Source organism: Lysobacter sp. TAF61 (assembly GCF_052113485.1).
GTDB lineage: Bacteria > Pseudomonadota > Gammaproteobacteria > Xanthomonadales > Xanthomonadaceae > Lysobacter_J.
In genome coordinates, this window is the sequence record NZ_JBFRDH010000026.1 from 1 (window position 1) to 1,180 (window position 1,180).

The following is a 1,180-nucleotide window of genomic DNA, read 5'->3' on the forward strand; positions in this document are numbered from 1 at the left end:
GAGCTGATACATTCCCGCCCGGGGGTTAGGTCATGGAAGAGCAGCCGGCCGCAGTTCTTGGCTCCGGTTGCGGCGCTAGGCCTAACAGGTCATTCAAGCCGAACACCAATCGCTACGCGATTGATGTCGGCTTAACTCAGGCGTTAGGCCCACGATGAACATCACCGAGTACGACGTTGTTCGTGTCATTTCCGACATCCCTGCGGAGCGTGTGGACAAGAGTGTCGGCCAATGCCTGCCGCGGGTCGGCGATCTTGGCGCTGTCATTCTCGCCCATGCGACTGAACCGCAGCAGGAACCTGCTTTTGTCGTCGAGTGCGTCGGATCCGATGGCCACACCATCTGGCTCGCGGATATATTTGCCCGGGAGCTTGAGCGGGTTCCGCCCACATTGGGCGTTGCCTAACAATTCATTCAAGCCGACACCGCTCCGCGGTGCGGCTTAACTCTGGCGTTAGAGCGCACATATGGCATCTCGCAAGCCGATGACAGCAAAAGAGCTATTGGACGCTCTTGCGACGGATCCGGAGTACCTGGAGCTGAGGGCGCGAAAAGATGCTGAGCTGGCTGCCTTCGTTGCGGAGTTCGCCCATGAGGAAAGGATGATTGCGGGCGAGGCCAAGGCGCTGGGTTATGGCATCAGTTCCGTATGGGACTTCGTCAACAACACCCCGCATCCTGTGCTAGAGCGGACATTCATTGGCGCCTATGACCGCGCGTACCCCATGCTGATCCGTCACTTGCAAGTTCCTCACCATCCCCGCGTTAGAGAGGGCATCATTCGCGCGCTAACTGTGCGCGACGGAGGCGAGGCCGTTTGGCAAGCCCTGCACCAAGAGTTCATCCGCGAGCCCGACAAAGAACTGCGCTGGGTCCTGGCTAATGCGCTAAAGGTCGCCATGCCATGCCGCAAGCGCGTCAAATTTCCGGACCTTGCACATGTGTACAAATCCGGTGGTGCGCTCTAACAATTCATTCAAGCCGAAGCCGCTTCGCGGCTCGGCTTAATTCAGGCGTTAGGCAGGTAGTCGCAGCCGTGCGGCCAGGTCGAGGGAGCGACGCGATGTCGGGGCTCATGCTCGCTCGCTTTGTGCTTCGGTCATGCGTACAACGCCCCCAGTCGAGCTCATTGCCGGCGGCTGACTTCCCCCTTCGGCAGGCCCCCGGTCTTCGGCGGCGC

Annotated in this window: 2 protein-coding genes; both read left to right on the forward strand. The window is 60.1% G+C overall.

What is annotated here, in order from left to right; translation table 11 throughout:
* Window positions 1-154 precede the first annotated feature (154 nt).
* Window positions 155-406, forward strand: coding sequence for a hypothetical protein (locus AB4Y64_RS17675; RefSeq protein WP_441817756.1), 252 nt, complete (start codon window positions 155-157; stop codon window positions 404-406).
* Window positions 407-467: 61 nt separating this feature from the next.
* Window positions 468-968, forward strand: a complete 501-nt coding sequence (locus AB4Y64_RS17680) for a hypothetical protein (protein WP_441817757.1) — start codon at window positions 468-470, stop codon at window positions 966-968.
* Window positions 969-1,180 lie beyond the last annotated feature (212 nt).

Coding starts and splice junctions, on each gene's coding strand:
- AB4Y64_RS17680 (WP_441817757.1), top strand. CDS start 468: ATGGCATCTCGCAAGCCGATGACAGCAAAAGAGCTATTGGACGCTCTT.
- AB4Y64_RS17675 (WP_441817756.1), top strand. CDS start 155: ATGAACATCACCGAGTACGACGTTGTTCGTGTCATTTCCGACATCCCT.